The 26,227-nt window shown below is 60.8% G+C and carries 19 protein-coding genes, 1 tRNA gene and 1 pseudogene; 4 read left to right on the forward strand and 17 right to left on the reverse strand.

The window, feature by feature from the left end; all coding sequences use genetic code 11:
* Window positions 1–659 precede the first annotated feature (659 nt).
* Window positions 660–728 (forward strand): annotated as a pseudogene (locus CRD60_RS09410) (zinc ribbon domain-containing protein); the annotation flags it as partial.
* 18 nt (window positions 729–746) lie between these two features.
* Window positions 747–3,068: a DUF6287 domain-containing protein gene (locus CRD60_RS03195; protein WP_236630799.1), complete on the forward strand. Its 2,322-nt coding sequence runs from the start codon at window positions 747–749 to the stop codon at window positions 3,066–3,068.
* A 446-nt stretch (window positions 3,069–3,514) separates the two neighbouring features.
* Here the strand turns inward: CRD60_RS03195 and CRD60_RS03200 are convergent, their stop codons facing one another.
* Window positions 3,515–3,694, reverse strand: a complete 180-nt coding sequence (locus tag CRD60_RS03200) for a hypothetical protein (protein ID WP_127975631.1) — start codon at window positions 3,692–3,694, stop codon at window positions 3,515–3,517.
* On the opposite strand from CRD60_RS03200, the gene CRD60_RS03205 reads away from it, so the two are divergent.
* Window positions 3,677–4,225 (forward strand): hypothetical protein, encoded by a 549-nt coding sequence (locus CRD60_RS03205; protein ID WP_407923164.1) that lies wholly within the window; start codon window positions 3,677–3,679, stop codon window positions 4,223–4,225. The genes CRD60_RS03200 and CRD60_RS03205 overlap by 18 nt on opposite strands.
* A gap of 409 nt (window positions 4,226–4,634) precedes the next feature.
* On the opposite strand, the gene CRD60_RS03210 is transcribed toward CRD60_RS03205, so the two are convergent.
* From CRD60_RS03210 to CRD60_RS03265, 12 genes are all read right to left on the reverse strand, one after another.
* A tRNA-Arg gene (locus CRD60_RS03210) sits at window positions 4,635–4,708 on the reverse strand.
* A 112-nt stretch (window positions 4,709–4,820) separates the two neighbouring features.
* Window positions 4,821–6,242: an ATP-dependent Clp protease ATP-binding subunit ClpX gene (gene clpX / locus CRD60_RS03215; protein WP_113859853.1), complete on the reverse strand. Its 1,422-nt coding sequence runs from the start codon at window positions 6,240–6,242 to the stop codon at window positions 4,821–4,823.
* Window positions 6,243–6,466: 224 nt separating this feature from the next.
* Window positions 6,467–7,138: an ATP-dependent Clp protease proteolytic subunit gene (locus tag CRD60_RS03220; protein WP_113859974.1), complete on the reverse strand. Its 672-nt coding sequence runs from the start codon at window positions 7,136–7,138 to the stop codon at window positions 6,467–6,469.
* 4 nt (window positions 7,139–7,142) lie between these two features.
* Window positions 7,143–7,775, reverse strand: coding sequence for an ATP-dependent Clp protease proteolytic subunit (locus tag CRD60_RS03225; protein ID WP_407923161.1), 633 nt, complete (start codon window positions 7,773–7,775; stop codon window positions 7,143–7,145).
* Window positions 7,776–7,853: 78 nt separating this feature from the next.
* Entirely contained in the window at window positions 7,854–9,158 is a 1,305-nt protein-coding gene (locus CRD60_RS03230; RefSeq protein WP_201737195.1) for a chloride channel protein, read from the reverse strand.
* Between the two features lie 189 nt (window positions 9,159–9,347).
* The gene (tig, locus tag CRD60_RS03235) at window positions 9,348–10,706 is read right to left on the reverse strand and encodes a trigger factor (RefSeq protein WP_113859854.1); all 1,359 of its coding nucleotides are present in this window, start codon (window positions 10,704–10,706) and stop codon (window positions 9,348–9,350) included.
* 57 nt (window positions 10,707–10,763) lie between these two features.
* Window positions 10,764–12,050 (reverse strand): HRDC domain-containing protein, encoded by a 1,287-nt coding sequence (locus CRD60_RS03240; RefSeq protein ID WP_113859855.1) that lies wholly within the window; start codon window positions 12,048–12,050, stop codon window positions 10,764–10,766.
* Window positions 12,051–12,070: 20 nt separating this feature from the next.
* Window positions 12,071–12,796: a DUF3000 family protein gene (locus CRD60_RS03245; RefSeq protein WP_113859856.1), complete on the reverse strand. Its 726-nt coding sequence runs from the start codon at window positions 12,794–12,796 to the stop codon at window positions 12,071–12,073.
* Window positions 12,797–13,170: 374 nt separating this feature from the next.
* On the reverse strand, window positions 13,171–14,052 hold the full coding sequence (gene pflA / locus CRD60_RS03250) for a pyruvate formate-lyase-activating protein (protein WP_113859857.1): 882 nt from the start codon (window positions 14,050–14,052) through the stop codon (window positions 13,171–13,173).
* 241 nt (window positions 14,053–14,293) lie between these two features.
* Window positions 14,294–16,669: a formate acetyltransferase gene (locus CRD60_RS03255; protein WP_113859858.1), complete on the reverse strand. Its 2,376-nt coding sequence runs from the start codon at window positions 16,667–16,669 to the stop codon at window positions 14,294–14,296.
* Between the two features lie 182 nt (window positions 16,670–16,851).
* The gene (locus tag CRD60_RS09045) at window positions 16,852–17,199 is read right to left on the reverse strand and encodes a hypothetical protein (RefSeq protein ID WP_236630800.1); all 348 of its coding nucleotides are present in this window, start codon (window positions 17,197–17,199) and stop codon (window positions 16,852–16,854) included.
* A gap of 42 nt (window positions 17,200–17,241) precedes the next feature.
* Window positions 17,242–18,939, reverse strand: a complete 1,698-nt coding sequence (locus CRD60_RS03265) for an NAD+ synthase (protein ID WP_113859859.1) — start codon at window positions 18,937–18,939, stop codon at window positions 17,242–17,244.
* Between the two features lie 91 nt (window positions 18,940–19,030).
* On the opposite strand from CRD60_RS03265, the gene CRD60_RS03270 reads away from it, so the two are divergent.
* A complete protein-coding gene (locus CRD60_RS03270) occupies window positions 19,031–19,570 on the forward strand; it encodes a peptidylprolyl isomerase (protein ID WP_113859860.1) in 540 nt (179 codons plus the stop codon).
* 275 nt (window positions 19,571–19,845) lie between these two features.
* Here the strand turns inward: CRD60_RS03270 and CRD60_RS03275 are convergent, their stop codons facing one another.
* The 4 genes from CRD60_RS03275 to CRD60_RS03290 form a co-directional block, all read right to left on the reverse strand.
* Window positions 19,846–22,479 carry an InlB B-repeat-containing protein gene (locus tag CRD60_RS03275; protein WP_161522176.1) on the reverse strand — a complete coding sequence of 878 codons (2,634 nt, stop codon included), beginning with the start codon at window positions 22,477–22,479 and terminating at the stop codon, window positions 19,846–19,848.
* 466 nt (window positions 22,480–22,945) lie between these two features.
* Window positions 22,946–25,369, reverse strand: coding sequence for a RelA/SpoT family protein (locus CRD60_RS03280; RefSeq protein WP_113859977.1), 2,424 nt, complete (start codon window positions 25,367–25,369; stop codon window positions 22,946–22,948).
* Between the two features lie 41 nt (window positions 25,370–25,410).
* Window positions 25,411–25,926 carry a dUTP diphosphatase gene (gene dut, locus CRD60_RS03285; protein WP_113859862.1) on the reverse strand — a complete coding sequence of 172 codons (516 nt, stop codon included), beginning with the start codon at window positions 25,924–25,926 and terminating at the stop codon, window positions 25,411–25,413.
* Window positions 25,926–26,219, reverse strand: a complete 294-nt coding sequence (locus CRD60_RS03290; protein WP_113859863.1) for a DUF4193 domain-containing protein — start codon at window positions 26,217–26,219, stop codon at window positions 25,926–25,928. The genes dut and CRD60_RS03290 overlap by 1 nt, the downstream gene beginning before the upstream one ends.
* Window positions 26,220–26,227: the final 8 nt, after the last annotated feature.

The following is a 26,227-nucleotide window of genomic DNA, read 5'->3' on the forward strand; positions in this document are numbered from 1 at the left end:
GCAACATGCGCATCAGGACACTTTGTTACTTTTGGGGCAACGGACAGAGGGGCCCCATGGCATCGCTGCCGTGAGATGAGCCAGCAGCAGGGTTGTTGGGCGAAGCCGGCGGGCTTTTGAGAAGGGCGGCGCTCGATGATTACCTAAGCGCTGACCTGCACGTATCTGATTTACAACACCGACTGCCCGCTCCCCCGCAGCGAATATCCCAGACTGGTTCCAGGGAGAGGGGGGCAACACTTGTGTTGCCACTGCCCATAGAGCTCACCCAGACGCTTGGCAACCTCAATGCTGATGTATAGCAATCCAACGGCAGGTGGACCGGGAGGGCTGGCTTCATACCTTGGTCTGCCTTGGCGTGAGGGCCGATTACAGCATGGTCAATTCTTCAATGGCACGGCCGCCATGACCATGGGTTGGGCAATGACCCATGCTTGTCACCAAGCCGGGAGTCCGGAGTCACAGCCGATTAGAGCCTAGTCACAATGCATCGGGAGCGTACCGACCGTGAGAGCCCTCATGTGCCTGCCCACTTGCCGAGAAATCGATGGGCAACAGACGTATATGGATGCGGACTCACGGCCGTGATCAGCGGATGTCCGCGTGCAGGGTTCGATGGGCATCGGTAGACTGAAGAAGGTTGAACACAGGGAGGCTTCATGAAGTATTGTCCGAATTGCGGTGCCGTATTGGAGGAAGGGGCACGATTCTGCCCGCATTGCGGCCGGGCTTTGTCAGAGGCTTCCTTGGCTCCGAAAGCTGACAGGGATGAGCGGACGGACCAGCGCGACGATGATCAGACGGCATCTCCCGCAGCAGCAACGGATGCACCTTCAAGCTCCACGCAGCCCTCTGAAGCAGCAGCGACGGCAACAGACGAGGGGCAAGCACCGACGCCGACCGAAAGCACGGCGATACCCGCAACGACACCAACAGACAAGCAGGAAACAAGGGCGACAACGGATGCAAGCCAGGCAGCCCAGGTCGATACTGAGACCCAATCTGCCGACCCATCCCGCCCCCATCCCCATCGCATGAGGTTCATCGTCTTGCTCATGGTGGTGCTTGCCCTGGTTCTGAGCGTCAGTGGCTTCGCGGGCTACAACTACTACCGGTCCCATTCTCGCTCCTATGCCCTCTCCCAGTACAAGGGATCGAAGGAGGCCCTGGACAAGGCACAGCGGCAACTGGCATCGGCCATCACCCAGGCCGACAAGTCCGCAGGGAAGATCAAGCAAAACCAGGTCGACCGCCCGACCACAGTATCGCAGTACAGCAAGTCAATGTCAGCGGCGACCAAGGAGCATACGGCCAAAGCACCGACCATCAAGCATCAGGATACAGCCAGCATCGAGGAACTTAACGCTGCTGCGGCCAGCAACCTGCGGTCAGCCACCTCCATGACGGACGCGGGCAAAGACCTGTCTGACAAGGCCAAGGCCGTCGTGGACTCCAAAGCCTCGGCGGACAAGACCCTCTCGCCAGTCGACCAGAAGGTCAAGGCCGCTGAAGACCAGAAGAAGGCCAGCGACAAGGAGGCCCAGGCCCACAGCCTCGACCTCAAGGCCCTGGCAGCAGGGGATTATTCCAGTCTTGAGGGCACCTGGACCAACCAGGACGGGGCCTGGATGAAGATAGAGCAGGGCAAGGTCATCCCCCAGAACCCCATCGAGGGCACGATCCCGCCCTATCCACTGGTCCAATGCAAACGCGTGGAACCGTCGGGGCTGCCCAACGACCAATGCGTCGTGCGCCCCATGCCCGCCTCCCAGTTCCAGCTGGTCCAGCAAGGGGCCATACAAAGGAACCACGGCCGGGGACCGGACGCACAGTACACCATCCTCGCCGTCCAGAAGGGTGCCGAGCTTTACAACACCGGTTACCTCCACCCCCGCATAATCCCTGACCCCACCGACCAGACACGGGACCGAATCATCCCCGGATATAACAGCGGCCAGGGCCAAGGACCCCTGTGCGGGAACGCCAGCTGCGCCTACTACCGGGACAAGGACAGCCAGTCGCTGTCGCCGCAGACCCAACAGAAGCTGGATGCCGCCGTCAGCAAGGCCCAGAAGGCGGTTGACGGTCTGACCCAGACCTGGGCAAAGGACTCCAAAGCCGCCTTCCAATGCCGACTGGACCTGTTGACCGGCAAGAGCCAGGGCTGCCCCACCAGTTCGGCGGCCACCGAGTCCAAGAGCACCGGTGTGGCCAATCTCGACCAGATCAAGAACGGCGACTTCTCCTCAATCTCCGGCATATGGTGTGATGCCGCCAACACCTGCATCACCATCAAGAAAGACGGAAGCTACTCCCCCATTCCCGACCGTAACCATGGCAAGCTCATCCACTCGGACCAGTCCTGGCTCCAGGACGGCGGCAAGAGCGGGGTCATGGAACTCATGGATCTGAACGGCCCCCAATGCTTGGATCAAAACGTGGTCCCCGACAACTGCGACGGCGCCCACACCATCTGGCCCACCAACCTGCTGTACTTCCCCAAGGGTTCGGCACCCTGCCCCAACAGCGATGTCTGCTGGGCCTTCGGGTCGGATTCGACCCTGCAACCCACCGACTTCGACACTTCCAGCCCCTTCTTGGTCTCCATGTCCAGACATATGAACGAGATGCCCAGCAACGAGACCGTCTACCGCTTCAAGGGCCCGGACATTCCCACGCCCAAGAGCGCCATGGAACTGACCGCCCTGGGCAAGGGTGATTGTTCCTCCATCCAGGGGCGGTGGGTCAGCCCCGATGGAGCGGTTTTCGACTACCAGGACCAATGCCCCAGCTTCAGTTATGTGGATGGATCAGGCAATCCGACCCGGTGGCAGAAGCCTGTGGTCCACGAGAACTGGGCCATCCAGTCCAACACCAGCTACACGGCCGGCGGTGGCGACAGCAGGGTCTTCATACCCGCCGGACACAAGCTCCCCGACAAGTATCTGAGGCTCTACAACGCCCCCACCGACAACTCGGATGTCAGCAAGGACAGGATCTTTGAGGTTGGCGGCATGGCCGGGCAACAGGACCGGGACCCAGCACAGATCGCCCACTACCGGCAGTAAGCGCCCACTACTCCGGCTCGCCAGACGGCTGAGGGTCGGAGTAGTGGGCACCATCGGCGAGCCCGCCTGTACCGAAACCCTTATTCCTGTTTGCTGCCGTCCACTGTTCAAGCACTTTGTGGACTAAGCGGCATCAGCATTTTTGCGGTAGTCATGATTGTGCTCACAACAGGCCTCCACGCCACCACCGGCTTATTCAAGAAGATGCAACATTGAGCATCCGCGGGGAGATCAACGGTCAGGGTGGTCCTGGGTTAGGGTTCACGGGACCACACCTGGTAAAAGGACTTCGCATGGAATGCTGTTGCTTGTATTGGATTGTCTCGCCTAGTGCCCCCTATTTGAGCGGATATTCTTCACCTACGCCTAGCTGTCACCCTTCGTGCGGCCTATGAACCACTGCGCGAGCGTGATCAGCACAATCAGTATGAATGTGATGAGCCATATCAGACGGAGGCGACGACGACATCATGCCGCAGGGTCATCAGCAAGGCCGCAATATAGGTGCCTACAGATAGTGACAGATTTTGGATCATCCGCTGCAAGGCACCGATCGAACCCTGCTGCTGCACCGAAGACAGGCTTAAGACCGATGAGACGTTCGCCATCTGGAATATGCCTCCCACCGACTCCATAGAGCAGACTGGCCCACATGGCCTTACTACCTCAACAAGGAGTTCGGCATCGAAGTGGGCACCATGACCGCCACCCACGCCTACACGAGCTCCCAGATGCTCCTGGATGGACCCAAGCGAGGCAAGAAGGACCTTCGGACCATGCGCGCCGCCACAAACCACACGGTCCCCCACTCCACCGGTGCCGCCAAAGCCATCGGCCTGTTGATCCCTGAATTGGCTGGACGCTTGAATGGCCACGCCCAGAGGGTAGCAGTCCCCGACGGCTCCCTGACCGAATTGGTGACGGTCCTCAAGACCTCGAATCTCACCGTGGACCAGGTGAACGAGACCATACGCAGCCACACTGTCGGCAACGAGAGCTTCTCCTACAACGACCAGCAGATCATCTCCTCGGACGTGGTCGGCACCACCGCCGGCTCCACGACCCAACCCAGACCGAAGTCACCGGCAGCGGCCAGACCCAGATCATCAAAACCGTCGCCTGGTATGACAATGAATACGGCTTCACCTGCCATATGATTCGTGCCCTGGACCATCTTGCCAGACTCTAGCCCAGCACGGTTTTGGCGATTCCAACACTCATCACAGCGAGACTAAGCGGTCAATAAGAGGACGGCTCGTAGTCTTACAGCCCGCCCACACTGAACATAGAAACCCCTCAGAATTCCCTTGATTGCGAGGGGTTTTATGGTTGCCTGACAAGCCTGAAGAGAGTGGATGGCAGGTCTTTGCCGGAACAACACGGCCCGCCATCGACCGGATCAAGTTCCACATACCCGTCAGATACCCCAACAGTACAAGCTGACAGACACTCCATTGGGCGCATAACCCCTGACTTGTGTAGTACATCATGCATAATGTTGCACGAACTGACCATACTCGGAGAAGCAGAAACCCCTGGAAGCTAATGTCTCCAGGGGTTTTACCGTGCGCCAGACAGGATTCGAACCTGCGACCTGCTGATCCGTAGTCAGCTGCTCTAATCCGCTGGGCTACTGGCGCAAACTACTATTGTCACCAACCTGTCAGACACCTGGCCGTTTGCGACAACTCATATAAGATACCGCGACTGGGCCCGTAAGGCAAACAAGGCGTGTCGCAAAACAGCCTGAGGCTAGGCGGCACGGCGCCGGGTGGCCACCGACCGACGGACCGACCAGCCATGGGTCAGGCTCCCGCCCTCGCCTTCCTTGACCTGGGTCTGCAACACCGGTTCGCCGTCAGCCACCAGCTTGGGGCTATCCACGCCGCGCACGGCGCTCTCGTCCACAATGACCTGGATCACGTCCTCCATCTGCGGGAGGCTGAACATGGTGTCTTCCAAAGTCTTCTCGATGATGGTACGCAGGCCACGGGCACCGGTCCCCTGGTCCATGGCGGTGGCGGCGATGGCGGCGATGGCCTGGTCGGTGAAGGCCAGGTCCACCCCGTCAACGGCGAACAGCTTCTGGTACTGCTTGATCAGGGAGTTGGCCGGCTCGGTCAGCACCTTGCAGAGGTCCGCCTGGGTCAGGTCCTTGAGCACGCTGATGACGGGCAGGCGCCCTATGAACTCCGGCAGGAGGCCGAACTCGGCCAGGTCATCGGCTGTCACCTGCTCCAGGAGCTCCTCCTTGCTGACCTGGTGCTCATGCCAGGAGGCCCCGAACCCACTCTCGTGGCGGCCAAGCCTGGTCTCCACCAAATCGTCCAGACCCACGAAGGCACCTCCGCAGATGAAGAGGATGCCCCGGGTATCAATCTGCACGGTCTCCTGGTCCTTGTGCTTGCGGGTACCCTCCATGGGCACCGAGGCGATGGTGCCCTCAAGAATCTTGAGCAAGGCCTGCTGGACGCCCTCTCCGCTGACATCACGGGTAATCGAGGTGTTCTCTCCGGACTTGCGGGCTATCTTGTCGATCTCGTCGATATAGATGATGCCCTGCTGGGCCCGGGCCACATCGCCCTCAGCGGCCTGGAGGAGGCGTTGCAGTACGGTCTCCACATCATCGCCCACATAGCCGGCCTCGGTCAGGGTGGTGGCATCGGTGATGACGAAGGGCACGTTCATGACCTTGGCCAAGGTCTGGGCCAGGTAGGTCTTGCCCACACCGGTGGGCCCCATAAGCAGAATATTGGACTTTGCCACCTGCACGTCGTCCAGAATCCCGGCAGGCCCTTGCTCGGACTGGGGCTGGTCTTGCCCGCCCTGGGCCTGGGCAGCCGTGCGGTCCAGCTTGCGGGCCAAGTCCCGCAGTTCCATATTGACCCGCTTGTAGTGGTTGTATACGGCCACGGACAGCGCCTTCTTGGCCTCGGATTGCCCGATGACGTACTTGTCGAGATAGGCGTAGATCTCGGTGGGCTTGGGCAGGCTGAGCACGCTGATCTCGGCATCCTGCTTGCGGTCCTCGGAGATGATCTCCACGCACAGGGCGATGCATTCGTCACAGATGGCCGCGCTGGGCCCGGTCACCAGCTTGTGGACCTGACGTTCGCTTTTACCGCAGAAGGTGCAACGAGGCGCGTCTTCGTTGTAACTGACAACCCGTCCCATGGACTTTCCTTTCCCTGGCCACAAAGCCTGCGCAACCCTTCCACCGAGCTAGGCAAGGCAGCCCTGCATGGCGGCTTACCGGAGCTAGCGAGGGTCTACTTACGACCATACCCCCAGCAGCAACTGTAGGGGGTACGTGTTTGTGGAGATGTGATGACCTTCATGGTCGGCGCCGGCAGGCCGGACAACGGCCCGCAACGGCACAGCCCAACGGAAGGCAGGGCTTACTTGCGGTGTTCCAGCACCTCGTCAACCATGCCGTATTCCTTGGCCTGGTCGGCGGTGAGGATAGTGTCCACCTCGATGTCCTTGCGGATCTTCTCCACGTCCTGGCCGGTGTGCTTCGCCAGGGTCTCCTCCAGCCATTCGCGCAGGCGGAGCATCTCCTTGGCCTGGAGCTCTATCTCGGTGGCCTTGCCAAAGCTCTGGTCGATGGCGGGCTGGTGGATCAGCACGCGGGCGTTTGGCAGCATGAGTCGCTTGCCTTCGGCACCTGCGGCCAGGAGGATGGCTGCGGCGGAGGCGGCCTGACCCAGGCATACGGTCTGCACGTCGGGCTTGATGTACTGCATGGTGTCGTAGATGGCGGTCATGGCCGTCATGGAGCCACCAGGAGAGTTGATGTACATCATGACGTCCCGGTCGGGATCCTGGCTTTCCAGGACCAGGAGCTGGGCCATGATGTCGTCGGCTGAGGTGTCGTCCACCTGCACTCCCATGAAGATGATCCGGTCCTCAAAGAGCTTGGTGTAGGGGTCCTGGGTCTTCATCCCATAGGGGGTCTTCTCGCTGAACTGCGGGAGGACATACCTGTTCTGGGGCATGAGGCCGGATATGCCACGGGGGCCTGCCAGCCGGTCTGCGCGGGCAGCGAACTGGGCTTCTTCACTAGCCATGGATTCACTCACCTTCCTGAATCGTGCTTGAGGTGTTCATGGTGCCCGGCGTGGTGACGATCTTGTCGAAGAAGCCGTACTCCAGGGCCTGCTGGGCGGTGAACCAGTGGTCATACTCGTTGTCTCGGTAAATCTCCTCAAGGGTGTGGCCGGTCTGCTTGGCCGTCAGCTCGGAGAGGGTCTTCTTCATATCCATGATCAGCTCGGCGTTGATCCGCACATCGGTCGCCGTCCCACCGACACCGCCGGAGGGCTGGTGCATGAGAATCCGGGCGTGGGAGGTGGCGAAACGCTTGCCGGGGGTGCCCGAGCTCAGCAGGAACTGCCCCATGGAGGCGGCCATGCCCACGGCAACGGTGGCCACGTCGGGCTCGATCAGCTGCATGGTGTCGTAGATGGCCATGCCGGCGGTGATGGAGCCACCGGGTGAGTTGATGTAGAGCCAAATGTCCTTTTTGGGGTCTTCGGCGGCCAGCATGAGCATCTGGGCGCAGATGACGTTGGCGTTGTCATCCTTGACTTCGGAGCCAAGCCATATGATGCGGTCCTTAAGCAGACGATTGAAAATCGGGTCCGTGATGGATGGGGCCTCGCCCTCATCCATCGAGGGTGAGGATGTCAGGAATTCTGCCACCATGTCTCCTTCTGAGCTATATCAGCTTTTGATACCACCCACACAATACCGCCTTCAACCGACCATGCCGCTACATTTGCGCTAATTGCGTGAAAGGCGGACCTGCTGCCAATGCAGTAGCCGCTTGGACACCAAGGCCGACATGGCCACAGCCAACCCCACTGGCACAACGAGGGACATGCCACTGCCGGTCAGCTCCATGACCAGACACATGGCCATGAGCGGCGCCTGTTGCGAGGCGGCCAGCAGGGCGCAGGCACCAATCAGGGCGCAGGCCGCCAGGGAGTCTTGGGGAAAGGCCGCAATCCAGCCCAACCCCATTATGGCCCCGACCGTGGCTCCCAGGGCTATGCCTGGCTGCAGGACTCCGCCGGAGGCCCCAGAACGGATGGTCAGCAGGGTTACCAGGCCCTTGGCGACGGCAACCAGCAGCAGCATGAGCAACAAGCTGGAAAGTGCCTGGCCGGCGGTCCCGGCAGAGAAGGCCGGTTGGGCCGCGGCCCGGCCATTGCCCATGACCTGGGGAAGCCAGATGGCCACCAGGCCGGTCACCAGGCCAGCCAGGGGCATCTGCCAGAGCATGGCGCTTCCCTGAGTGGGCTTATGGGCTTCAGCCCAGTTGGACCCACAGCGAAAGAGGGTGCCACAGACCCCGCAGACCACTCCCCCAAGCAGGGCGAAGACCATGATGCTGGGGGTGGCATGGGCCTGGAGATGGGGCAGCTGGTAGAAGACCTGGTCACCTCGTATCAGCGATGCCGTGAAGGCCGCGACCGAGGAGGTTCCCAGGGCCATCAGCACGGTTTCGATGGTGATGTCCACCAGAAGAATCTCCAGGGCAAAGAAGAGACCCGCCAGGGGCGCATTGTAGACACCGGCCAATCCAGCCGCAGCGGATATGGCAACAATCAGTCGCCGATCCTGGTCCGCCAGCTTAAAGAGGCCGCTGAAACGTTGCCCCAGCATGGCACCCAACTCCCTTGGTGCCACCTCCCGACCTATGGAGGCCCCACAGCCCACAATCACAATCTGCGTGACCACATGGAGGAGGGTCTGCCAGCAGGGCATGCCTTGCCCGTCCACCGCCTGCTTGACCGAGGGAACACGAGGGCTGCGATTGCGCAAGAACCACCAGACCAGGGAGGCCAGTGTCAGCCCCAGCAGGACGGACAGGCAGCGCCGCCAGGGGGCCACATGGAAGGGACCGGGAATGGAGGGACTCTCATGAAAACCCAGGGCCAGTGATTCCACCATGGTCAGTAGCAAGCTCAGCAGACCCGCGGCCATGCCGATCAAGGCGCCCAGAAGCAGGATGGCCGACACCTGCCAGACCAGCCGGTCGGCACGCTGCAAGGACGCTGGTGACTTGTTAACAGCCTTACCCATGGCCTGCTCCTTTCCCTCGTCCGCTCCCCCACTTCCATATCGTGCCAGGCCCCGGACTCGATGTCAGCCGTCAGCTCCTGCGAATCCCCCACGCGAAAGGGGACCGGGAGCCGAGCTCCTGGTCCCCTTCTCAGGTCATCGCGTAGGGGTCACTTGACCACGCGGCACTGACTGCTTGCAGCTAGAGCCTCACTCAGCCGACAGCTCGTCAGCCACGGCCGCTGCTGCGGAGGCCGCCTCCACGCTTTCGGACTCCTCAGCCTCCTCTTCGGAACCCAGGAAGGCGCTCAGGTCAAGCTCCTTGCCCTCGCTCTTGAAGGTCACGGCACGCATACCGGCCAGCAGGCCCTTGGAACGACCGACCTCCTGCACGGCGGAACCCAGCTGGCCGTTGGAGACGATGGCGTTGATGAACTGGGAGGGATCCATGCCGTACTGCTGGGCGATGGAGGCCAGGAAGTTGGTCACATCGGCCTGGGAGACCTGGACTTCCATCTTCTCCGCCAGGGCGTCGAGCACAATCTGGTCCCGCAGCTCCTTCTCGGCGGATTCCTCCGCCTCCTTCTTCTGCTCAGCGGTGGCCTTATCGGAATCGGCGGTCAGGCCCTTGAGGTGTTCGGCGGTGGCATCCGCCTTGACACCCTTGGGAACGGGGATCTCCAGACCCTCCTGGAGCTTGGCCAGGAAAGCGTCGCGGGCGTCGGTGGCCTGGCGGGCTTCGGCATCACGCTCGCAGGACTTGCGAATATCGGCCTTGAGCTCATCCAGGGTGTCGTACTCGGATGCCTCCTGGGCGAACTCGTCGTCCAGGTCAGGCAGTTCCTCGGCCTTGACGGAGTTGACCTTGACCTTGATCATGGCCTTCTCGCCCTGGTGGTCGCCGGCCTCAAGGGTGCCCTCGAAGCTGGTCTCCTCGCCTGCGGACAGGCCCTCAAGGGCCTCATCCAGACCATCAAGCATGGTGGCGGAGCCAAGCTCGTAGCTCACACCCTCCTGGGAGTCGACGGACTCACCATCAATCTGGGCGTCCAGGTCAATGTTGGCGAAGTCGCCCTTCGTGGCGGGCCGATCGACACCGACCAGGGTGCCGAAACGCTGGCGCAGGGCATCCAGGCGCTTGTTGACATCATCATCGGAGATCTCGGCCTTGGGCACGTCAATCTCCATGCCAGCCAGGTCGGGCAGCTCGATGTCGGGGCGACGCTCGACGGTGGCCACGAACTTGAGCTTGGTCTCGTCCTTGGCGGACTCGGGAACCTCCTGAACATCAATCTCAGGCTGGGCCATGGGGCGGATCTTCTTCTCCTCCAGGGCCTTGGAGTAGAGATCCGGCACACCGGCGTTGACGGCCTCGCCAGCCACCGCCGCAAAGCCGATCCGCTGGTCAATGATGGCGCCAGGCACATGCCCCTTGCGGAAGCCAGGAATGTTGACCTGCTTGGCGATCTCCTTGCGGGCCTGGTCCAGATAAGGGTCGAACTCTTCGGGGTCGACGGTGACGGTGAGCTTCACCTTGGTGGGCTCAAGATTCCTGACGCTGATTTTCACGCTGATGCTCCTGAATACTTACGGTTCTTCGTCAATACTTCTGCCTATAGGCAACCGTTACATAATACCGCGACTCAAGGACTCAGCAACCAACCCAATCTGCCATTCCCGCGCCCCCTGTTCCCTGAGGAATCCGGGCAGATCCAGACCTTCGGTAAGATCCATCCAGCACAGGTTGCGCAGAATCTGTGGCTTGATGACCATGTCAACGGGTGTGTGGGTGTCATCGGCTATCTGGCCGATGATGGCCTTGGCCCGCCTCAGCCGCTCATAGCGTTCGGGATGACGTTCCTTCCATAGCTTCATGGACCGGGGCGCATTGACGGATGCTGCCTCCTCCTGAAGGGTGGATTGATCGGCCCACTGGTCCCGGGGCAGGTTCAGGGCCTCTTGGATAACCCGTTTCCAGACACTGGGCTTGACCTGACGCTGGATGGGGGCATAGCGCTCGAACATCTTGTCCTGCTCGGTGCCCATATGGATGCGGACCCGCTCATTAAGGGAACGGATACGACGGAAATCCTGCCCCCTCCGGGGCTTCTTCTGGGCGGCCTCGATGATGGCAGCATCCGATAGGAGCAGGGTGGGAGCAATGTCGTACTCCCTGGCCAGTCTGTCACGTTCCTCCCACAGAGCCTTGGCCACGGTCTGTCCCAGCCGGTCACGGTTGAGTTTGCTGAAATGGGAGATCCTCATCCAAGGAACTGGGTGCTGGGCCTGGTGGCCCATGCCCTTGGCCAGTCGGTACTCGAATTCCTGCCGGGCCCATTCCTCCTTGCCGGCCGCTATGAGGTCGGCGGTCAGCATGGCCTCCAGCTCGATGAGCAGTTCCACGTCCAAAGCGGCATAATTCCGCCAGTCTCTGGGCAGGGGACGATAGGACCAGTCGGCGGCGGAATGTTCCTTGGCCAGACTGATGTTGAGATAGTGCTCCGTTACAGCCGCCAGGCCAAAGTGACGCAGACCAAGCAGTCGCGCCGCAACTTCAGTGTCATAGAGGCCGGCCGGCCTCATACCCAGATCGGCGAAGCCAGGCAGGTCTTGAAGGGAATCATGCAGAATCCAGACGGCGGAACCAATGGCCTGGTTGAATTCCTCCCAGTCGGCCCCGGCCTCGCGCAGGGCAAACGGGTCGAAAAGCACAATGCCCGCACCCTGACGTTTGAATTGCACCAACCAGTCCTCATGGCCATAGCGGTAGCCGGAGGCCCGTTCGGCATCCGCGGCCAAGGGCCCCTGAGCCTGGGCGAAACGCTCACACGCCTTGTGGAAGCCCTCCAGGGTATCGGTAACCTCAGGAACACCCTCTTTGGGTTCCGTCTGCAAGCCAGGTTCACCGCTCAAGACGTGCGGCCTCCTTCTGTCTATACTGCCGTCTGGTCCTCGCTCACCCTGTTGCCAGGGTCCAATTGTGCTGCCGAACGCAGAAAATGCGCCCACACATCCACCTGCTCGCCGGCATTCCAGGAACCGGATGCGGATGAATCAGCCGGCGTCCACGATACACGCATCTGGCAACCAGAGCATGGAAGATCCTGGTCCAGCCCGAAATGCGTATCGTGGGACAAGGTCACCGTCCCGTGAATATCCATGGCACCGCCTCGGCGAAGATAGCCGGACATCTCATCCCAGTAGATGGACGGTGTCAAAGGATTGTCCTCAAGCTGGCCCAAAGGCAGATCAGCATATGCCGCGCAACGCCAGCCTGCGGGCCCAGACTCCCGCTCCCCCCGGTACAGCAGGGATATCCACCCCTTGGCCTGGCGGAATTGGGGTAGGGCCTCACCGCCCCCCTCCATGGCCATGATGGTGCCAGCTCCCCGGTATGACCCCATGGGGTCTGATTGGTAGGAGGTCGCCATGCCATCAACCATGCTGATACCGATACCGAAGTCAGCCTGTGCTTTGGGCACCGGAATCTCCCGATAGCTCATGCCAGCCAGGTGCCGTATGAGGCTGACAGACAGCACCGCCTGCCAGACCTCATCAGGAACATTATGGGGACGAACCAGCTCCCTCGCTGCCGTTCCCTCTGTCTGTCTCTCCTGGAGGTCAGATACCGCTTGGGGAAAGGTATAAATATCTGCCATACTTTCTAGGCTACGACCAGCGGGTCTGACTTAACGGATTTGGAAGGTATGTTGTCGATTTCGAGACATGTTTTCCACCCTCCACAGGCTGCACTGCGACCCAGGTCTCAGTAGAGAGGCGTCCTTCAGGATGGGCCATATTGGGTCGTTCTCTCGACCATGAATCAGTCAGAGGATCTGCCCTACTGGGCGGATGGCACACCAAGTATGCCTATAGTCACAAAGCTGCGAACATGCGGAAGGTGCACGGTAGGACCACGGTGGGCACAGACGCTTGTGGCCTGCTGCCATGGTCATGGCAGGAGACCACAAGGCTCCAGGTGAGGACAGCCGCTAGGACTCAGCCCGCACTGGCGGTCAGAGACCCTGAGGAATTAATAGACCACGAAGCCGTGACTCTCGAACTGCTCCTTGACCCTCTTCCTGGTATCAGCGGACGGGCCTTTCTTGTCTTCCAGCTTGTAGGGTATGCGCAGTTCATGCCACTTGGGCCGGCCCAGTTGGTGAAAGGGCAGCACATCAATATGCTCGACGGATTGGCCGAACTGCTCGCAGATCCTGGCGACATTCTCCACGTTCTCCACAGCGTCGGTCAGGCCTGGGACCAGCACGAAACGGACCCAAATCTTGACCCCATGCTCACGCAGACGGTTACCGAAGGCGATGGTTGGAGCCAAGGCCCCCTCAGTCACCTCATGGTAGGTCTGCTCATCGCCGGCTTTGACATCCAGCAGGCAGAGGTCTATGTCGTCGATCATCTCATCGCTATAGTTCTTGTTGAGGAATCCGGCCGTATCCAGGCAGGTGTGCACTCCCATCTCCTTGGCCGCCCGAAAGACCCTGGAGACGAAGGCTGGCTGCATCATGGACTCTCCACCGGAGAAGGTGATGCCACCGCCAGTGGCCTTGAAGACATCCTTGTAGCGTTCGACTTTCTTGACCATGGCATCCAGATAGACCGGCTGGCCATCGCGCATCTTCCAGGTGTCGGGGTTCTGGCAGAACTGGCAGCGTAGGGGGCAGCCGCTCATGAAGACCGTCATACGGGTGCCGGGTCCGTCCACGGAGGTGTTGATGTCCCAGGAATGCACAAAACCAATATCTCCGGTACGCAGGGCGTTGATCCGGTCGTGCCGGTCCAGACCGATCGGGGATTCAAAACCCGACAGTCCGCCCATCAGTGTCTGGCTGGCATATTCCTTGGACTCCTTGAGCATATGTGGCTTGGTGGTGTGGAATTGTGTGGCCAGGGCCATGCTGCCCTCCTTCAAGATCGTTGGCACTGTCTCTAGTGTCGTTCAACCAGTACAGACTACTGGTTGCGCCGAAGTATGTGTACTTGCTATCAGCCGAACATACTTACCTCACTGTGGAGCCCCAATGCCGCCCCTGTCGGCTTGTGCTGGCATAGGGAGGGCAGGGACATAGGAGCGGGGGCGGAGCCATGACTAGCCCCGCCCCCGCTGCACCTATCTCTGGCTCACAGAGCCGCCATCATCAGTCAGTGACGGAACCCTGGTGGAAGGTACGGGAGATGACATCCAGCTGCTGCTCACGGGTCAGCTTGACGAAGTTCACCGCATAGCCCGAGACACGCACGGTCAGGTGCGGGTACTTTTCGGGGTGCTCAACGGCATCCTCCAGCTGCTCCTTGCGCAGGACGTTGATGTTGGCGTGGTACAGACCATGGCCATTGCCAGCGTCCAAGATGCCCACCAGGTTGCCGATACGCTCGTCCTCGTCACGGCCCAGGCCGTCGGGGGTAATCGTATTAGTCAGCGAGACGCCATCCAGAGCGTCGTTGTAGTCGATCTTACCGACCGAGAACATGGATGGCAGCATGCCGTGGGAATCCATACCGTTCTCCGGGTTTGCACCAGGAGCGTACGGGGTGCCCTTCTGGTGACCGGAGGGGAAGGAACCTGTGTTGTGGCCATACTCGACGTTGGAAGTGATGGTCAGGACCGACTGGGTGGGGACGGCACCACGGTAGACGGGAAGGCGCTTGACCTGGCCCATGACGGTGGAGACGGTCCACTTGGCCAAATCGTCGGCGCGGTCATCATCGTTGCCGTAGATCGGGAAGTCGCCGACGGTCTTGTATCCGACCACCAGGTCGTCGTCAGCACCCTCTACATACTCAGCCTCATGGCCTTCGAGGTTCTTGGCGTCCTTGTTGTAGATCGGGTAAACCTTGGCATACTTGATGGCTGACAGGGAGTCGGCCGCGATGGACAGACCGGACATGCCGCAACCAAGGGTACGGTAGACCTCCTTGTCGTGCAGGGCCATCTCAATGGACTCGTAGGCGTACTTATCATGCATGTAGTGGATGATGTTCAGGGCCTCAACGTAGGTCTCCGACAGCCATTCCAGAGCCTTCTCGTAGTTGTCCTTGACCTTCTGGTAGTCCAGGCTGCCATCGGCTTCGGGAGTGATGGGCTCGATGTAGCCCTTGTCGATGACCTGCATGCCGGTCATCTCGTCGCGGCCACCGTTGATGGCGTAGAGCAGGGCCTTGGCAGAGTTCACGCGAGCGGCGAAGAACTGCATCTGCTTACCCACACGCATCGGGGAGACGCAGCAAGCGATGGCCGCATCGTCGCCCCAGTGGTTGCGGATTTCCTTGTCGGACTCGTACTGTATGGCGGAGGTGTCGATGGAGACACGGGCGCAGAAGCGCTTGTATCCCTCAGGCAGCTTCGGATCCCAGAAGATGGTGATGTTGGGCTCGGGGCCTGGTCCCAGGTGTTCCAACGTCAGCGTGGCCAGCAGACGGAAGGAGGTCTTGGTGACCATCGGGCGGCCGTCATCGGCGAAGCCGGCATCGGACCAGGTGGCCCAGTATGGGTCACCGGAGAAGATGTTGTCATAGTCCTTGGTACGCAGGAAGCGGACGATACGCAGCTTCATGACGATCTGGTCGATAATCTCCTGGGCGTCCGTCTCGGTGATGAGACCCTTCTTCAGGTCGCGCTCGAAGTAGCAATCGAAGAAGGCGGAGTTGCGTCCGAAGGACATGGCGGCACCGTCCTGGCTCTTGACGGAGGCCAGGTAGCCCATGTAGGTCCACTGGACAGCTTCCTGGGCGGTCTGAGCAGGACGGGACAGGTCCAGACCATACTCGTTGCCCAGCTTGATCAGCTGCTTGAGGGCGTTGATCTGATCCTGGTGCTCCTCGCGGAAGCGAATCCAGTGCTCGATTTCGGTCTCGGTGAAGTCGTTGCGGTAGGGAATCGACTCTTTGTCGCGCTTCTTGAACTCAATTAGGGCGTTGACGCCGTAGAGGGCCACACGGCGGTAGTCGCCGATGATGCGGCCACGGCCGTAGGCATCGGGCAGACCGGTGAGAATCTTGTTGTGGCGGGCGACCTTGATGTTCTTGGTGTATACGGCGAAGACACCATCGTTATGGGTCTTGCGGTATTTGGTGAAAATCTTCTTGACTTCGGGATCAGGCTCCTTGCCAGCCTCCATGAGGGCCTGCTCGACCATGCGCCAACCACCGTTGGGCATCATGGCGCGCTTGCAGGGCTCGTCGGTCTGCAGACCGACGATTACATTGTCGACCTCGGGGCTGTCAATGTAGCCGGCGGGGAAGGCGTCGATGCCAGCAGGAGTGTGGGTATCGACATCATAGACACGCTGCTTGCGCTCTACTGCCAGGTAGTTGTCGTCCAAGAAGTTCCACATGTGCTTGGTCTTCTCGGTGGCGTCCGCCAGGAAAGACTCATCGCCCTCGTAGGGGGTAAAGTTCTTCTGGATGAAATCGCGAACGTCGATGTCATTCTTCCAGTTCTCACCATTGAAGCCCTCCCAGGCCTTGGCCTGGAGTTCCTCAGCAGAGAGAGCGGTTTGATCAACTGCAGTCATTATCACTCCTTGATGCTGGTCTGCAACGCATCTTCACGCTGCGTTCGCTTTCCAGTGTAGGCGTATTCTACAAGTTATTTCTTTGCCATGAAAGTGATATTGGTCACATTTTGGGCCTTTAGGGACACAAAAGAAGCATGTGGCACTCGTCGCAAAAACCAGTTGGGCTGCTGTGAGGCTGCTCACCAAGGCTTCTGGGGCAGGTCGCCATTGGAATCAAGGAAGCCGCCGGCATGGTCTGCGCCGAGTCCACCATGCTGTTGGGTTCTTGAAGAATCACCATCATTCGACGTGAAGTGAGCACCTTGCTCCATGTCGGCATCCGTCTCCTCATCACCCTCCCAGGCGGCTCTCCAGCGACGGTCCTCCTCCTCCCAGTCATCATTGCGCCGGTCGGCTATCCGCCAGGCCTTGAGGGCGGCCTCCCGTGACCTGTAGGGTCCCATACGTTGGGTGGCGGGCGAGAGCATGCCCAATTCAGGCTGACCGGTCTGCGTATTCAGATACCACCGCAACTCTTCCTTCGCCATCGTCCAATCCCCAATCAATCGTCCATGCCCTCGGCTTGCCGGCTATTCGCGGAAGGCGTCCGTCACGGGAAGCCGCCGGTCCCGCCCGAAGGCCAAGGCGGTGACCTTGGGCCCCAGGGGGTACTGACGGCGCTTCCATTCGGCCCGGTCGACCAGCCTCATGACCGTATCGACAGTGACGGCATCAAAGCCACGGGCCAGCAGGTCCGCCCGCCCCTCCGCACACTCTATGTATGCGGCCAGCACCCGGTCCAGAAGCTCGTATTCGGGCAGGGAATCCGAATCCTTCTGCCCGGGGCGTAGCTCAGCCGAAGGGGCTTTCTCTATGCTGGCGACAGGAATCATGATGCCCTGTGGCAGCGGTCTGCCAGATTCCCGCCGCTCATTGCCGACGATCCGCAGCCCCCCAATGCCCACACCGGCCTGGGCGGCCTGGTTACGCCAGCGTGCCAGGTCCCAGACCCGGGTCTTGAGCAGGTCCTTGATGGGAGCATAGCCACCGATGGCGTCGCCGTAGATGGTGGAATAGCCGCAGGCCAGCTCGGATTTATTGCCGGTAGCCAGGGCAAGCAGACCCTTGGCGTTGGAATAGGCCATCACGATGACCCCACGGATGCGGGCCTGGAGGTTCTCCGCCGCGATGCCCTCAAGGCCGAGCTGCCTCTGGAAGGCCTGGAACATGGGCTCGATGGGTTGGACATCGTAGTGGGCGCCCAGCCTGCCGGCCAGGTCGGCCGCATCGTCCTTGGACCCGTCCGAGGAGTACATGCTGGGCATGGAGATGCCCCAGACCCCTTCCCCACCACAGGCATCAGCTGCCATGGCGGCCACCAGGGCCGAGTCGATGCCGCCAGACAGGCCCAGGCACACACCGGTGAAATGGTTCTTGTCCATATAGTCCTTGAGGCCCAGCACGCATGCGGTGTAGACCTCCTCGTCTGCCTGGGGCATGGGTGCTATGCTGCTGGTCCGCTGATGATTTGCATCCGGGTCGAAGTCGAAGTAGCTCAGGTCCTCCGTGAACATGGGCGAGCGCTCCAGGAGGCTGCCATCGGCATCAACCACGAAGGAGCCGCCGTCGAAGACCAGGTCGTCCTGGCCGCCCACCTGGTTGAGGTAGACCATGGGAGCCTGGACCTCAGCAGCCCGTTTGGCCGCCAGATCCAACCTGGTATGGGTCTTACCCTCCTCATAAGGAGAACCGTTGATGGTCAGGAGCAGGTCGATGCCCTGCTGGGCCAGGTCGGCCACCGGCCCGCCGTCCTGCCAGATGTCCTCACAGATGGCTAGCCCTATGCGGGCACCGAACACTTCCAGGACCACGGGCCGCTCCCCCGGCGTGAAGATGCGGAATTCGTCGAAGACACCGTAGTTGGGCAGGAAGTGCTTGTCGTAGCCAGCCCAGACCCTGCCCTCATGGAGGACCACCAGCCGATTGCGGGGCTTGGCGGCGGCATGGTCGGTGCCTACGGTGCCCACCATCACGTAGAGTCCGCCCAGTTGCTGGTCGGCGAGGTCACCGGCCAGCTGATTGGCTGTGTCCCAAGCGGCCTTGCGGAATGTTGCCCTGAGGGCCAGGTCCTCTATGGGGTAGCCGGTCAGGGTCATCTCCGGGAAGACCACCAGCTGGGCCCCGGCTTTGGCGGCCTGGGAGCTGTAGTCGAGCACCTTGCGAGCATTGCCGGCCAGGTCTCCCACACAGGTGTCGATCTGGGCCAGGGCGATACGAATCTGAGTCATGACTCCATCCTAACGCTGGATGCGCATGCACACAGCAGACCGCTTGCGCTCCGGGCCTACAAGCGTCTGTCTATTGTGAGAGACTGAAGGCATGAGCACTATTATCATGCACACCTCAGAAGGTGACATCAACATCGACCTCTTCGACGACAAGGCACCCGAGACCGTCAAGAACTTCCTGGGCCTGGCCACGGGTACCAAGGAATGGACGGATCCGACCACGGGCGAGGGTTCCCATGAGAAGTTCTATGACGGACTGACCTTCCACCGGATCATCAAGGACTTTATGATCCAGGGCGGCTGCCCCCTGGGCACCGGCACCGGTGGCCCCGGCTACGAGTTCGATGATGAGATCGACCCCTCACTGACCTTCGACAAACCCTACCTCCTGGCCATGGCCAACGCCGGTCTACGCAGGGGCCGTGACGGCCGCCCCCACGGCACCAACGGCTCGCAGTTCTTCATCACCACCGTGCCCACCCCTTGGCTCAACGGCCACCACACCATCTTCGGCCAGGTGGCCGATGATGAGTCCAAGGCCGTCGTCGCCAAGCTGGAGGCTGTCCCCACCGATAGTGGCGACGCTCCACTGGAGCCTGCCGGCATCGTGTCCATTGAGGTAGTCGCATAGAACTTCCACCGACCGCATAAGGCGCCCCTCCCGCATTCCTACGGGAGGGGCGCCTTATATTTGGCGCTGGCCGGCCAGCTCTTCCGGGGCACCAGAGGGCTTGACTCGGTGATGCCCGCCAGCCCTTTGTGCTTTTAGCCAAGCGCATGCGGCAAACCACACAGCGTCAACAAACAGCTGGCTCCCATACCTTCAGGTATGGGAGCCAGCTGTCTTATGTTCTCAGCCGTAAGGACTGGACCGCTACCTTATGGCCCAGGCTTACTGGCTACCGGTCAGTTCCCGAGCTTACGGACCAGTTGGAAAGCCAGTGCGGCCAGCAGGGACAGGAGTCCAGCCAGCAGAGCCGGAAGGATGGGCGAACCTGTCGCTGCCAATTTCCCCGCAGGCTTGGCTGCCGGATCCTTGTCTGCCGCATTGGCAGCGGATGGGTCTTGAGGAGCGGCCGGAGCGCTGGGCTTTTCAGGGGTTCCAGGGTTGACAGGAGCACCCGGGGTTCCGGGGTTACCAGGTGTACCGGGGTTACCAGGAGTACCGGGATTACCCGGAGTTCCAGGGTTTCCAGGAGTTCCAGGGTTACCCGGAGTTCCAGGGGTACCCGGAGTTCCAGGGTTTCCAGGAGTTCCAGGGTTACCCGGAGTTCCAGGGGTACCCGGAGTGCCAGGGTCAGTCCCCTGAACAATCCAGCGAGCCTTGACCTTGGCATCAGCCGTCATGGCCTGTGACCAGTCGAAGATGCTGCCGTCCGCCCTATACCAGTCCAGGAAACGGTAGCCTGCCTTAACCGGGTCTGCGGGCCTGACCGGGGTGTGGCCAGCAGGAACCCGCTGCACGACAGCCTGCTCCCCATTGTCAGGATCGATGGTCAGCTGGTAGGTCAACGGGGTCCCGCCAGGGTTGCCTGGGTTGTTGGGGTTCACAATCCACCTGGCCGTGGCCTGGGCATCGGCGGTGAGGGGATTGGCCCAGTTGTATGGGGACCCATTGGAGGTAAACCAACCGGCGAAGCTGAAGCCTGGCTTGCTGGGGTCGGAGGGCTTGACCGGCAGGTCACCATCGTTGACAGTCAGGACGATGGGAGCTGACCCATTGTCGGGATCCAGGGTCAGACGATGGGTGATTCGATTCCATTGGCCGTACAGCACCGTGTTGCTGGTCACCGGCGTGGTCCAAGACCAGGGGGTGGTGCCGGCCTGGTCCGTGGTCCACCCACTGAAGGTCCATCCTGACTTGGTGGGGTTGGCGGGCTGGGTGAGGGGGCTGCCCGCGTCGATGATGACCGGGGATATGGCACTTACGCCAGCTCCAGGCTCGAAGCTCACCTTGACCCGAGGGGTCCAGCGGGCATGAAGGGTCATGATGTGGCTGCTGTTGGCCTCCGCGGGTCCGATCTTGCTGCTGCCAAAGCTCCACTGACGACCGGCGGTGGGGTCGGTCCACCAGCCGGAGAACCGAGGAACCTCACCGTTGATGGGGGCGTTGGGCTTCCTGCTGGGCTCGCCCGGATTGGTGGGGCCAGGCAGCGAGTCATAAGGAATGTTGGTCTGGTCGGGGATGGTGAGGCCAGGAACACCAGTGTCGAACTTGATCGTGTACCTATCCACGGTCCAGTGCTCCTTGAGCACCAGGTCACTACCAGTGACGGTGTCGTTGGCCATATTCCATGGGCTGCCGTCTGACAGCCTGTCCCAGGAGAGGGTATAACCAGGCCGGGTGGGCAGGGTGCCGTCCGTGGGCATCTTGCCGCCGAGCTTATCACCGTCATTGACGAGGATGTCGGCCACCGAGGAGGGCGTGCTGCCGTCCTCCTGGACGAAATGGACCGACCTCAGCGCCTTGGTGATTTTCTGGGAGATCTTGCCTGAGAAGGTCAGCATCTGAGGAGACGGCGGGGCCGGCAGGTCGATATCATCCTCAAAGTTGAAGGAGTACTCCGTGCCGAGGTTGACACTGGCTGCTGGCCAGGTCACCATGCCGGTGGAGGCATCGTAGGTGCATCCGCCTGGCACACAGGTGCTGGTATCGACATCCGCGTAATAACCGGTCGACGAGTCGATAATGGCCGACTGCATGCTGAAGGGCTGGCCCATGCGGGCACCGATATCGGGTCGTTTCACATCCTTGTTGGCCCAGCTCATCACGGTCCAGGTACGCCCTGTGTCCGCATCTGTTTTAAAGACATAGACCCTAGCAAGGTCGTTCTTCAGTGGGGTCAGGTCCTCGAATGCGTTACCCATGAGGCTCAGACCGTGCAGGTTGGGCATGTTCGCTGTCACCGCTGCCACATCCGCGGCAGTGATGACAGGCTGCCCGTTGACTGAGCCGAGATTATGGATGCCCAACACGTATAGACCAGTCAAACTACTCAAGGGTGAAATGTCGGTAATGTGCGGCAGGAGGTTGCCGTTGTTGTCTGTGAGAATATCGCCAACATACAGATAGCGCAAGGAGGAGAGACCCTGCAGGGGTCTGAGGTCCGAGATCAGATTGGTATAGGCGGACAAGGTGGTGAGCGCCGGCAGGCCACTGAGTGGAGCCAGGCTTGATATCCGGTTGCTCTCCACAGACAGCTCTTTCAGTGCGGTGAGCCCGCTCAGAGGAGCCAGGCTGGTGAGCTCGTTATAGGACACATCCAGGGCTTCAAGCTTGTTGAGACCGGCGAGTGGTGACAGATCAGTCAGGTGGTCATCATGCAAGGTCAACTTCTTCAGATTATGAAGGAGCTGCATACCTTCCAAGGATTCAAGGGTCGAGTAATTCCGGGTGACCTGTGTGATGGCGTCGTAATCGGCCTGGGTGGCTCGGTAATTGACCTTGTTGGCGCCGACGAGGTTGTTTCCAGGAATCCGGTAGGCAACTGACATGGCCAGATCGGTGTTGACCCCGTTGTTGGGAAAGCAGTCAGCCACCGTGGGACCGCTGACGTGGTCTGTCCCGGGGGTACAGGTCATTGCATATGCGATGGGAGTGGGGGCCAAGATACCCAGTCCCGTCACCGTCATGATCATTACAATCAGCAGGCCCAGCATACGTGTGGCTGGTTTCCGTAAACTGTACATAGAGGAATTCGACCTTCCTGTGGTCACAGATGTTCCGTAATGTTTCCCCCCATGCATGCAGCACCTACCCCCACAAGACTGCGTAAGGCAGGGATGCTGCGGGACTGAATGTCCCAATCACTGTAGGAACAGTACACAACAAAGCTGGCAAATCCAACTCGCCAGGCGTGCTGATTACCGCCATAGCTGGTGCGAACAAAGACCGGATGGCGGTCGAAGCCGTGTGCTGCGGGCATTTATACACATTTTGGCTGTATTGCCGAGACAAGGCCTTGGGCCGTATGAGATTACCATCATACCCCTGCCCCCATTGCGATCAGCGTTCGCGAATCTTGCGCAGGCGGGACTCGGCTGAGTCCTTGGATCCGGTGATCCGGTAGACATCGAAGACACCATCAATCTTGCGCACGGCGGCAAGGACCCGGTTCAGGTGTTGGGGTTCGGCCATTTCGAAGGAGAACTGGCTGGTGGCCACCCGGTCCGTGCCTGTGGAGACCGAACCGGAGATGATGTTGACCCCGTGGTCCGAGAGCACCCGGGTCACGTCGGAGAGCAGGTGGGGACGATCCAGGGCCTCTACCTGAATCTTGACCATGAACAGGCCCTTGCTTGAGGTCCACGAGACCTCGATGACCCGCTCCGGCTGGTGCTTCTCCAGGTCCAGCATGTTCTGGCAATCGGCCCTATGGACTGAGACGCCATCGTTGCGGGTGATGAAACCGACGATCTTGTCGCCTGGGACCGGGGTGCAGCAGCGGGCCAGCTTGACCCAGACATCCCCCACTCCCTTGACGGACACGCCCAGGGTGGATTTGGAGGACTTGGCCCGCTCCACCCGGCGCAGGGGCAGAGCCTCCTGCTCGACCTCCTCGTTGACCTCATCGGAGCCAGCGTCATGGATCAGGTGGGAGATGACGTTCTGGGTGGAGATCTGCCCCTCGCCGATGGCCGCGAAGACCGCATCGGCATTGGCGAAGTTTAGCTCATCGGCGATGCCGACCAGGGCCTCGGGGGTCAGCAGGGATGAAATGGGCAGGCTGCGCTTGCGCATGGCCCGGGTCAGCTCGTCCCTACCCTCCTCGATGGCCTCGGACCGGCGTTCCTTGCTGAACCATTGGCGAATCTTGTTGCGGGCCTTGGGACTCTTCGCGAAGCTCAGCCAATCGCGTGAGGGGCCGGCCGTATCGGATTTGGAAGTGAGGATCTCGACGGTGTCGCCGTTCTCCAACTTGGTGTCCAGAGGGACCAGACGACCGTTGACCCGAGCCCCCATGGTCCGATGGCCGACCTCCGTGTGGACGGCATAGGCGAAGTCGACCGGTGTGGCCTCGGCGGGCAGGGAGACGATCTTGCCCTTGGGTGTGAAGACATATACCTCCGCCCCACCCAGATCCTGCTTGAGGGAACCCAGAAACTCATCGGAGTCAGGAGTCTCGCTGGTCCAATCGGCCAGCTGCTGGATCCATTTGAGGTTGTCGGCCTCGCTCAGCTCCTGGTTGTCGGCGTCCTTGCGCTGCCTGTCGTCCTTGTCTGGCTCGGACAGGGGCCGGCCGGCCTGGCCGTTCTCCTTGTACTTCCAATGGGCGGCGATGCCGAACTCAGCCCGCCGATGCATGTCCCAGGTCCGGATCTGAATCTCCACCGGCTTGCCGCCAGGGCCCACCACCGTGGTGTGCAGGCTCTGGTACATGTTGAGCTTGGGCATGGCGATATAGTCCTTGAAGCGCCCAGGCACTGGGTTCCAGCGGGCATGGACGGCCCCCAGGGCCGCATAGCATTCGGGGATGGAATCGACGATGATCCGCACACCCATCAGGTCGTAGATGTTCTCGAAATCGTGCCCCCTCACGATCATCTTCTGGTAGATGGAGAAGTAATCCTTGGGGCGGCCGGAGACGGAAGCCTTGATGTGCTGGGCGTCCAGGTCCTCATTGATCTCGGCCAGAATCTGTTTGAGGTAGACATCCCTCTGCCCAGCCCGACGGGCCACCAGCACCACGATCTCGTTGTAGATCTTGGGGTAGAGGCTCTTGAAGCTCAGCTCCTCCAGTTCGGTCTTGATGGCGTTCATGCCCAGGCGGTTGGCCAGGGGGGCATAGACATCGAGGGTCTCGCGTGCCTTGCGCTGGGCCGAACTCTGCTTGACATAGCGCCAGGTACGGGCGTTATGGACCCTGTCGGCCAGTTTGACGACCAGCACACGGACATCCCTGCTCATGGCCACGACCATCTTACGAATGGTCTCGGCCTGGGCGGAGTCGCCGTATTCCATATTGGTCAGCTTGGTGACCCCATCGACCAGGCCGGTGATGGTGTCGCCGAACTCCTCCCGGCATTGGTCCAGGCTGTAGTCGGTGTCCTCGACCGTGTCATGCAGGAGGCCTGCGGCCACCACGACGGGGCCCATCCCCAGGTCGGCCAGGATCTGGGCCACGGCCAGCGGGTGGATGATATAGGGCTCCCCCGATTTGCGCCGCTGTGCCGAATGCTGCCTGACGGCCCTCCGGTAGGCCCGCTCCAGCACGTCCAGGTCGGCCCCCGGGTGGTGGGAGGCGCACATGAAGACAATGGGCTCCAGGGGGTTCAGAGGGTCGTGGCTGATCTCGCAACCCAGCCTGCTGGCGGCATATTCCAGCTGCGCGGGCTTGGCCTTGGCGGGCCCATCAACCTGAGGGAGGTCCGTGGACTTCACTTGGTCAACTGCCTTGCGCCCGGTCTCAGCATCGGCCTTCGTCACCATGACCACCTCCCCTTGCTTCTTCCTGTATCCTACTTGCCGGATTACTCAGCCTTGGCCGACACGCCACTGGCGCCAGAATGGGCACTTGAGACACCCGTTGACCCGAAGCCTCGTTCCGAACGGTCGGAGCCAGGCAGCTCCTGGGCTTTGATGAATTGCGCCTGCACATAGCGCTGAATGACCAACTGGGCGATACGGTCACCTGGATGGAAGACAGCGGTATGTTCCGGGTCCAGGTTGATCAGCGGGACCTTAATCTCACCCCGGTAACCGGCATCAATCGTTCCAGGGGCGTTGAGGACGGTGACCCCCTGCTTGGCGGCCAGACCGGACCTTGGGTGTATGAGGGCCACATACCCCGCCGGCAGGGCCATGGCGATGCCGGTAGGAACCAGGGCCCGCTGGAAGGGCTTGAGCACAACATCCTCAGTGGTCCTCAAGTCCGCACCAGCATCGCCCGCATGGGCATAGATGAGTTCTGGCTCCTGTCCGTCGACCAGGGACCGGACCAGCACCTCTACGGTTTCCGGCTCATTATAGGAGGGGTCCATTGCCATCAGGCGGCGCACTCCTTGCAGACCGGCTGACCGTCGCTGGTCATGTGGTCCAGCTGACTGCGGTGCTTGACCAGGAAGCATTCGGAGCAGATGAACTCATCGCCCTGCATGGGAATGACCGTCACGGAGGCGTCCTCATTGCTCAGGTCGGCGCCGGGCAGTTCGTAGTCCTCGGCGATGGCGTTCTCGTCATCGTCGATGTCACTGCTGGTGTCTTGGACACCTTTGCTGAGTGCCTGCAGGGATTCCTCATCATCATCTTTATTGCGGGGAGAATCATAATCCTGGGCCATGGCAATCC

Source organism: Bifidobacterium aemilianum (assembly GCF_003315635.1).
Classification (GTDB): Bacteria; Actinomycetota; Actinomycetes; order Actinomycetales; family Bifidobacteriaceae; genus Bifidobacterium; species Bifidobacterium aemilianum.